Here is a 7,358-nt window from a genome sequence, read left to right on the forward strand (position 1 = left end):
CACCAGACGCCGCGGGCCCCGCCCTTCGGGCGGACGGCGCTACTTTCGCAACACGCCCTAGCAGGCGCCGAGGTCCTGCCAGACTCCCCATTCACCGGTGGTGCCGGGCTCTTCGCCCTGGGTCCACCACTTGGCCTTCCAGGTGTGGCCCTTGTGGGAGACCTGGTTGTCGGCGGTGTACGTGGCGGCCCGGTCCCACGCGGCGGCCGAGCAGCCGGCCGGCGGGGTCGTCGGAGGCGTGGTCGTCGGGGGCGTGGTCGTCGGAGGCGTGGTGGGCGGCGTGGTCGGCGGGGTCGTCGGGGAGCCGCCGACCGCGGTCACGATCTCGTTGAAGAGCGTCGCGTTGGCGTCCAGGCCGAGCAGGGAGTACATCATCGCGCCCGCCAGACCCCGGCTGTGCGCGTAGTCCGCACGGGCCTGGATCGCGCGCTCGTCGAGGCCGGTGAAGAACTCGCCGTCCTTGTAGAAGTACGCCGCCTTCGCCTCGTCGTCCCAGAAGGTCGTCGCCGCGTTGTCGACGATGCCGCCGAGCTCCTTGTAGTGGGCGATGCCCGCCTGCTGGCTGACCGGGCGGGCGGCCGAGGCGCCGGTCGCGGTCTGGGCGAGGCCGTTCTTCGCGCCCGCCGGGACGCCCTTCCAGCCCCGGTAGTAGAACTCGTACCCGAGCGTCAGCTTGTTCGCGGGGAACCCGCCCGCGATGCCGTACGCCGGCTTGCCGTCGAGCCACGCGTCGATGGCGTTGTCGATCGAGTACTTCTCCGTGCCCGGTGCGATCGGGTCGGTCGGGTCGCCCGCGCCCGAGTACAGCGGGGACTGGTGGTACGTCGGCCCGTCGCCGTCCCAGGCGCCGTGCATGTCGTACGTCATGATGTTCGCGTAGTCGAGATACGCGCCGATCTTGTCGGTCTCGATGTTCTTGATCTTGTCCTGGCCGGCCGGGAGCGCCGCCGTCAGCAGGTACTTCTTCCCGCCGTGCGCCGCCCCGTACTCGTCGAGCTGCTTGCGGAACTCGGCCAGCAGAAGGGTGAAGTCGGCCTTGTCCTCGGGTCCGTAGTGGTTGCCGAGGTGGCCGTCGGGCGAGCCCGGGTACTCCCAGTCGATGTCGATGCCGTCGAAGATCCCGGCCGCCGTGCCCGCGCCGCCGAAGCCGCCCTCGACGGGCAGGTCGCCCTGGATGTACTGCTTGATGCAGGACGCCACGAGCTTCTTCCGGCTCGCGTCCGTCTTCGCCGCGTCGTGGAAGAACTTGGAGTAGGTCCAGCCGCCCAGCGAAATGTTGATCTTCAGGTGCGGGTACTTCGCCTTCAGTTCCTTGAACTGGTTGAAGACGCCCACGATCGGCTGGTTCCAGGTGTCGGCGACCCCGTCCACGCTGTCCGCCGCGCTGAAGGACCGCTGGTAGTCGGCGTACGAATCGCCCGCGCCGTCACCCGCGTTCGGGTTGCTGTCGTCACCCGCCGCCTTGTTCGCCTCGAAGCAGGTCAGGTCGGTCGGGTGGATGTTGCCGAACGAGTAGTTGATGACGTCCAGCTTGGCGGCGATGCCCCGGGTGTCGAGGTGCTTCGGGTAGAAGGCGTTGCCGTACACGCTCCACTGGTCGTAGTACGCGATCTTCACGCCGCCGGTCGAGGGCGCGGCATCGGCCGCCTGAGCGGAGCCGAGGCCGACGGAGGCGGCCAGCGCGCCGGCGGCCAGGGCCGCAGTGGTCAGTGCGGCGATCAAGGGTCTGCGGGGGTGCACGTACGTCCTCCGAAGGGGTGCGCGGTACGGGAGTTGGAGCAGTGATAGCCGCCACGTGAACACCGCGTCAATGGTCTGAACCAAATTGAGGACTAGACCAATCTGGAGGAGAAATCCCTCGTCAGAGCAGTCCTGTGGATATACGGAACCGCTCGCCACCATCGGTGACGAGCGGCTTAAGGCTGCCTTGAGGGAGCGGAAGGAGGTTGGTTCGCAAGTGAACCACTCCGCCCGCGAAACCCAGGATTTACCCGGCCCGGCCCGGCAGTCCGTACGCGTCCGCGATCAGTTCGTACGACCGGACCCGCGCCTCACCGCCGTGCGCGTTGGCCGTGATCATCAGCTCGTCCGCGCCCGTGCGCTTCTGTAGATCGTCCAGGCCGGTGCGGACCTCGTCCGCCGTGCCGTGGACGACGTTGCCGAGCCAGCTGTCCACGAACTCCCGCTCCATGGAGCTGAATTCATACGCCTCGGCCTCCTGCGGCGTGGGGATCAGACCGGGACGGCCGGTGCGCAGCCGGAGCATCGACAGGGCGCCGGTCAGCACCTGGCGGCGGGCCTCCCGGGCGTCGTCGGATGCGAGGGCCGAGACGCCGATCAGGGCGTACGGCGCGTCGAGCACGGCCGACGGACGGAAGGTGTCGCGGTAGATGTCGAGCGCCGGGAGGGTGTTCTGCGCCGAGAAGTGGTGGGCGAAGGCGAACGGCAGACCGAGCATCGCGGCGAGCCGGGCGCTGAAGCCCGAGGAGCCGAGGAGCCAGATCGGCGGCCGGGCCGGGGACTGGACCCCGCCGGGCGCGGTGGCCTGCACGGGGCCGGGGACCGCGTGGATACGGGCGTACGGGTGGCCGTCGGGGAAGTCGTCGTCCAGGAACCGGGTCAGCTCGGCGAGCTGCTGCGGGAAGTCGTCGGCGCCCTCGTTCAGCTGCTGGGTGCGCCGCAGCGCGGCCGCGGTCGCGCCGTCCGTGCCGGGCGCGCGGCCGAGGCCCAGGTCGATGCGGCCCGGCGCGAGCGCCTCCAGGGTGCCGAACTGTTCGGCGATCACCAGGGGGGCGTGGTTGGGGAGCATCACACCGCCCGAGCCGAGCCGGATGCGCTCGGTGTGCGCCGCGAGATGCGCGAGGATCACCGCGGGGGACGACGAGGCGACACCCGGCATGGAGTGATGCTCGGCGACCCAGTGGCGGTGGTAGCCGCGACGCTCGGCGAGGCGGGCGATGTCCACGCTGGTGCGCAGGGCCTGGGTGGCGGTGCGGCCACTGCCGACCGTGACCAGGTCCAGTACCGACAGGGGTACGGGGGCGGTTCCCGTCGCCGTGCCTCGGATGTCGTCGCCTGCGTCCACTGGTGGGGCCCTTCTGCGCGTGTCGTGCGTACCTCGACGCACAACAGGAGGCCCTCTCCGTTTATTCCCGCCGCCCCGTTCCCCGTTCCCGCCGCTCCGTTCCCCGTTCCCGTTTCCCGCCACCGCGTCCGCCGCGCTGTCACCGGTCGGGTTGCCACTCCGACCGGTCCCAGTCGGGGCGGGCGAACAGCGTGCCCAGCTCGTCCGCCCAGGCCCTGCGATCGGCCAGCCGCAGCCCCTCCCACACCGTCACCTGGTTCGCCGTGAGCACCGGCTTGCCCAGGGCCGCCTCCAGCTCCGCCAGATGCGCCACGGTGTGCAGGGCGGTGTCCGGCATGAGCACCACCTCCGCCCGCGGGTCGTCCCCCGCCCGGGCCAGCTCCAGCACCTGCTCGCGCCCCCACGTGCCGACCTCGGCCGCGGTCACGATCCCGCTCGCCCGCGTCCCGGTCACCTCCAGACCGGCCGCCCGGAGAAACTCCTCGAAGGACGCGGTGATGTCGTCCGGGTATGTCGCCGCGACCGCGACCCGCGCGGCGCCGAGCGCCCGCACCGCGTGGACGAACGCGAAGGACGTGCTCGACGCCGGCAGCCCCGCCGTCTGCGCCAGCTCCCGGATCTGCTGCTGCGCGCCCTCCCACCCCCGGATGAAACTCCCGCTGGTGCACGCCCACACCAGCGACTCCGCCCCGGCCAGCCGCAGCTGCTCGACCCCGGCCGCCAGCCGCCCCGCCGCCCCCATCTCGATCAGCGCGTCCTCCCGGTGCGCGTCCTCACCGATGTCGGTGTGGAAGAGCGGCAGCCGGATGTCGCTGTCGAGCAGGACCGCGATGCGGGGGTAGTCGTCCTCGGCGGAATGCCCCGGGTAGAGGAGCCCGACGGTCGTCATGTCCATCCTTCCTGTTCCTCGGGAAGTCCCTGGGGCCGGTCGGTCCCGGTCGGCGGCCCGGCCGCGTCCATCAGCAGCGCCTGGTACGGGCCGACCGCGTACACGCCGATCCGGTGCAGCGCCGCCCACATGGTGACCTGGTTCGCGGAGAGCACCGGCATGCGCAGTTCCGCCTCCAGCTGGGGTATCGCGTCGTACGTCGGCAGATTGGTGCAGCTGATGAAGAGCGCGTCGGCAGCGCCCACCACGGCCTGGCGCGCCATGTCCACCACGGACCGGTACGGCACCTTCCAGATGTGCCGGGTCAGCCCCAGGAAGGCGCGGCCCGTGACCGCTACCCCAGCTTCGCCCAGATACTCCTCCAGCGCCTGGGTCACCGACTCCGTATAGGGCGTGACCAGCGCGATACGGCGGGCGCCCAGCTCGTCGAGGGCTTCGAGCAGGGCGCCGGAGGTGGTGAGCGAGGTGACGTCCCCCGCCCGGGTCATCGCCTCGCACATGGCGCGCTCCCCCGCGAGACCGCCGACGAAACTGCCCGAGGTGCAGGCGTAGGCGACGACCTCCGGCTCGGACGCGGCCAGCGCCCGGACGGCCTCGTCGAGCGTCTCGTGCTCGCTGACGAGCCGGGCCAGGTCGAGGGAGACCTCGACAGGTACGTACGGCGTACGGGTCAGACGCAGCGACACATCGTCGGGTACCCAGCGCCACAGCTCGCGGTCGAGGGCGAAATCGAAAGGGGCGACGACGCCTATACCGCGCTGCGGGGCGGGTCCGCCCAGCCAGGAAACATCGAGGGACAGATTCACCACAGGCCCCCTTAACGTCTTGTTGACGACGGTAGGTTCGGGTGGCAGCGTGGGTCAATCCGTACATGTCAGACGTTCAGAAACGGTTTCTCCGCGATGTCGGTCCCGATTCTTCTCGTACTGGAGACAGACCCTCCGCCCCGCCTCGGGGCGCTCACCGGCCGGGCCGAGATCCGGTACGCCGACGACCGCGGCCTCGCTGCCGAACTGCCCCGCGCCGACGCGCTGCTGGTGTGGGACTTCGCCTCCGACGCGGTTCGCCGCGCCTGGCCCGGCGGGGGCCCGCGACCCCGCTGGGTGCACACCCCCAGCGCGGGCGTCGACCGGCTGCTCTGCCCCGAGTTCGCCGCCTCGGACACGGTCCTCACCAATGCCCGCGGGATCTTCGAGGAGCCCATCGCCGAGTATGTGGCCGCTCTGGTGCTGGCGATGGCCAAGGACCTCCCCGGCACTCTGGAGCTCCAGCGGCAGCGGCGCTGGCGGCACCGTGAGGGTCTGCCGGTCGCGGGCAGCCGGGCGGTGGTGGTCGGCGCGGGCCCGATCGGCCTGGCGATCGCGCGCACCCTGCGGGCGCTGGGCGTGGCGGCAGCGGTCACCGGGCGTACGGCCCGACCAGGCGTGCACGGCTCCGAGGAGCTCGACCGGCTGCTGGCCCGAGCCGACTGGGTCGTCTGCGCCGCGCCGCTCACGGGCGCGACGCGCGGCATGTTCGACGCGCGCCGGTTCGCGCTGTTGCGGCCCTCGGCCCGGTTCATCAATGTGGGGCGGGGCGCGCTGGTGGTGGAGGACGCGCTCGTCGCGGCGCTCACGGGGCGACGGCTCGCGGGCGCGGCCCTCGATGTGTTCGAGCACGAACCGCTGGGGCCGCACAGCCGGCTCTGGGACGTTCCCGGCCTGATCGTCTCCCCGCACATGAGCGGCGACACGGTCGGCTGGCGGGACCGGCTGTCGGCACAGTTCGTCGAGCTGTTCGAGCTGTGGGCGAGCGGTGAGCCCCTGCCGAACGTGGTCGACAAGAAACGTGGGTACGTCCCCTCCCATGACTCCTGAGCCGAACGACCTGACTGCCCTGTCCGAGCAGACCGGCCTGACTGCCCTGACCGCACGTCAACTCATCGCCGGCTACGACCGGGGCGACTTCTCCCCGCTGGAGGTGGTCCGCGCGGTCCTCGACCGGGCCGAGGCGGTGCAGCGCCTCACCAACGCCTTCGTCCGGATCGACGGCGAGCAGGCGCTGGCGCAGGCGGAAGCGGCCACCGAACGCCGCCGCAGAAAGGAGCCGCTGGGCCTGCTCGACGGCGTGCCCGTGACGGTCAAGGACATCCTGCTGCAGGCCGGCGGGCCGACGCTGCGCGGCTCACGGACCGTGCGCGGTGAAGGAGCCTGGGACGAGGACGCCCCCGCCGTGGCGCGGCTGCGGGAGCACGGCGCGGTGCTCGTCGGCAAGACCACGACCCCGGAGTTCGGCTGGAAGGGCGTCACCGACTCCCCGCTGACCGGGGTCACCCGCAATCCGTACGACCCCTCCCGCACCGCGGGAGGCTCCAGCGGCGGCAGCGCGGCGGCCGTCGCGCTCGGCGCGGCCCCGCTGTCGATCGGTACGGACGGCGGCGGCTCGGTCCGTATCCCGGCGTCGTTCTGCGGGATCTTCGGGCTGAAGCCGACGTACGGCCGGATCCCGCTGTACCCGGCGAGTCCGTTCGGGACCCTGTCGCACGCCGGGCCGATGACCCGGGACGCCGCGGACGCGGCGCTGCTGCTGGATGTGATCAGCAGGCCGGACTGGCGGGACTGGTCGCAGCTCGCTCCCGCGCCCGCCGCGAGCGGCGGCATCGGCGACGGCGTGAAGGGGCTGCGGATCGCGTACTCGCCGGCCTTCGGCGGCCAGGTCGCGGTGCGTCCCGCGGTGGCGGCGGCGGTGCGCGGGGCGGTGGGCCGGCTCGCGGAGCTGGGCGCGTACGTCGAGGAGGCCGACCCGGACATCGCGGATCCGGTGGAGGCCTTCCACACGCTGTGGTTCAGCGGGGCGGCGCGGCTGGTGCAGCACTTCGGCAAGGAGCAGCGGGAGCTGCTCGACCCGGGGCTGCGGGAGATCTGCGCGGTGGGCGCGCGGGCCTCCGCACTGGACTATCTCGCGGCCGTGGACGTACGGATGGGGCTGGGCCGGCGGATGGGCCGCTTCCACACCTCGTACGACCTGCTGGTCACGCCGACGCTGCCGCTCACGGCGTTCGAGGCGGGCACGGAGGTGCCGCGCGGCTCCGGGCACCGGCGCTGGACGGGGTGGACCCCGTTCACGTACCCGTTCAACCTCACCCAGCAGCCGGCGGCGACGGTGCCGTGCGGGGTGGACGGCGACGGCCTGCCGGTGGGGGTGCAGCTGATCGGGGCGCGGCATGCGGACGCGCTGGTGCTGCGTGCGGCGCACGCGCTGTACGAGTCGGGCGCGGCGACGATCCCGGCGCCGGCGGCGCCGTAGGGCGGGCCCGCCAGGGGCGGGGCGCCTGCGGCGGGCCCACGCGCCTCAATCTCCCCCTACGCCCTGCAGGCGTGGGGGGACCCCCAGCAAGGCTGGATT

General features: G+C 72.2%; 6 protein-coding genes. 2 read left to right on the forward strand and 4 right to left on the reverse strand.

The annotated features are described in order from the left end of the window. Positions 1-57: 57 nt before the first annotated feature. The 4 genes from ACWGI8_RS35490 to ACWGI8_RS35505 all read right to left on the reverse strand — a co-directional run bounded on the left by ACWGI8_RS35490 (position 58) and on the right by ACWGI8_RS35505 (position 4,774). Positions 58-1,740, reverse strand: coding sequence for a glycosyl hydrolase family 18 protein (locus tag ACWGI8_RS35490; RefSeq protein ID WP_453667360.1), 1,683 nt, complete (start codon positions 1,738-1,740; stop codon positions 58-60). Between the two features lie 247 nt (positions 1,741-1,987). After that, positions 1,988-3,085, reverse strand: a complete 1,098-nt coding sequence (locus ACWGI8_RS35495; RefSeq protein WP_453667361.1) for an LLM class flavin-dependent oxidoreductase — start codon at positions 3,083-3,085, stop codon at positions 1,988-1,990. A 139-nt stretch (positions 3,086-3,224) separates the two neighbouring features. Continuing rightward, the gene (locus ACWGI8_RS35500; RefSeq protein WP_453667367.1) at positions 3,225-3,974 is read right to left on the reverse strand and encodes a maleate cis-trans isomerase family protein; all 750 of its coding nucleotides are present in this window, start codon (positions 3,972-3,974) and stop codon (positions 3,225-3,227) included. After that, positions 3,971-4,774, reverse strand: a complete 804-nt coding sequence (locus tag ACWGI8_RS35505) for a maleate cis-trans isomerase family protein (protein ID WP_453667369.1) — start codon at positions 4,772-4,774, stop codon at positions 3,971-3,973. The genes ACWGI8_RS35500 and ACWGI8_RS35505 overlap by 4 nt, the downstream gene beginning before the upstream one ends. 102 nt (positions 4,775-4,876) lie before the next feature. Between ACWGI8_RS35505 and ACWGI8_RS35510 the strand changes: the two genes are divergently transcribed. Further along, positions 4,877-5,830: a D-2-hydroxyacid dehydrogenase gene (locus tag ACWGI8_RS35510; RefSeq protein WP_453667363.1), complete on the forward strand. Its 954-nt coding sequence runs from the start codon at positions 4,877-4,879 to the stop codon at positions 5,828-5,830. After that, positions 5,820-7,259, forward strand: coding sequence for an amidase (locus ACWGI8_RS35515; RefSeq protein ID WP_453667365.1), 1,440 nt, complete (start codon positions 5,820-5,822; stop codon positions 7,257-7,259). Before ACWGI8_RS35510 ends, ACWGI8_RS35515 begins: the two co-directional genes overlap by 11 nt. Positions 7,260-7,358 lie beyond the last annotated feature (99 nt).

The sequence above is a fragment of the Streptomyces sp. NPDC054841 genome, from assembly GCF_053611045.1.